Below are 1,774 nucleotides of genomic sequence, written 5' to 3' on the forward strand. Positions count from 1 at the left end.
GCTCGCGACCGCGTCGGTCTGACCGACGACCTCGAAGCCCGCCCGCTCGAACATCGCCCGCGTCCCCACGAACGCCATCGTGGTGTCCATCCGTCCGTCCGGGTCGACCGGGTGGGCCTCGACCGCGGGGGCGCCACGCGAGGCGGCGTACGCGACGGCTCCCTCGATCAGGTGCGAGGTCACGCCCCAGCGGCGGTGCCCTCCGCGGACCACCAGGCAGACGATGCTCCAGACCGCGACGTCGTCGACCGGACGGATGAGGCGGGAGCGGACGAGGCGGGGGATCTCGACCCGCGGAGCCACGTGGCACCACCCGACCGGCACGTCGTCGCGGTAGGTCAGCACGCCGAACGACGTGCTGGACGCGGCCAGGGCCCTGGCCGCGTCCTCTCGCGAGCCGGCGCCGAGCTCGTCGATCTCCTGGACGCGGAGACGGTGGGACAGGCACCAGCAGTGGGTGTCGCGACGATTCGGGTTGACCACGTCCGCGAAGTCGTCGAACCGCTCCGAGGTGACCGGGTGGGTCGTCCACGTGACCTCAGTCATCGGAGAACAACCCCCGGATGTCGTCGGCACTGATGCCCTGCGCGGCGCCGGCCTCGCCGTCGATGACCCGGGCGAAGAGCTCGGCCTTGCGGGCCTTGAGAGCCATCACCTTCTCCTCGATGGTGTGGGTGGCGACGAGCCGGTAGACGTGGACGTGCTTGTCCTGGCCGATGCGGTGCGCCCGGTCGACGGCCTGCGCCTCGGCGGCGGGGTTCCACCAGGGGTCCAGCACGTAGACGTAGTCGGCCTCGGTGAGGGTCAGCCCCGTGCCACCGGCCTTGAGGCTGATCAGGAAGACCGGCGCCTCCGCGCGGCGGAACGCCTCGATGACTGCCTCGCGGTCGCGGGTGCCCCCGTCGAGGTAGACGGTGGGGATCCCGTCGGCCGTGAGGCGGTCGCGCACCCGGGCGAGGAACGAGGTGAACGTGCTGAACACCAGCGCCTGGTGCCCCTCGGCGGTCACCTCGGCCAGCTGCTCGGCCAGCAGGTTGATCTTGGCAGAGCCGACGTGGTCGTGCTCGGGGTCCACCAGGGCCGGGTCCAGCGCGAGCTGGCGGAGCTTGGTGAGGGCGCTGAAGATGGCCACCCGGTTGCGGTCGAAGTCCTCGACGAGGCCCAGGATCCGCTGGCGCTCGCGAGCGAGGTGGGCGTCGTAGATCTTGCGGTGCCTCGACTCCAGCGAGACCTCGAGGACCTGCTCCTGCTTGGGTGGGAGATCGGCGGCCACCAGCTCCTTCGTGCGACGCAGCAGGAACGGCTTGATGCGCCGGCGGAACCGGTCCAGGGCGGCCCGGTCGCCGCCCTTCTCCACCGGACCGACGACCACCTCGCGGAACCGTCGGGGCGCCGGGTAGAGCCCGGGCGCCGTGATCGACAGCAGTGACCAGAGCTCCATCAGCCGGTTCTCGAACGGCGTGCCGGTCACCGCCAGGCGGAAGTCGGCGTCCACGCTGCGCGCGGCGGCGTAGGTCTTGCCCTGGTGGTTCTTGACCTGCTGGGCCTCGTCCAGCACCAGCCCGGCCCAGCGCCGGCCCGTGAACGCGTCGCGCTCGAGGCGGAGCAGTGCGTACGTCGTGACCACCACGTCGTGGTCCCGCGCGATGGCCGCGACGTCGTCGGTGCGCCGGGAGACCACCCCGACGCGGAGGCCCGGAGCATGCGTGACGGCCTGCTGGCGCCAGGCGGTCACCACGCTCGTGGGAGCGACCACCAGGAAGGGGTCCTCGAC

General features: G+C 71.9%; 2 protein-coding genes. Both read right to left on the reverse strand.

Annotation, left to right across the window (positions count from 1 at the left end; translation table 11 throughout):
• Positions 1-546 (reverse strand): GNAT family N-acetyltransferase (locus ACXJKL_RS20375; RefSeq protein WP_457208814.1); only part of this gene is annotated, 546 nt, incomplete at its 3' end.
• A partial coding sequence (locus ACXJKL_RS20380) for a DEAD/DEAH box helicase (protein WP_457208815.1) occupies positions 539-1,774 on the reverse strand: 1,236 nt, incomplete at its 5' end. The genes ACXJKL_RS20375 and ACXJKL_RS20380, both read right to left, overlap by 8 nt.

It is taken from the genome of Nocardioides sp. P5_C9_2 (assembly GCF_054049555.1).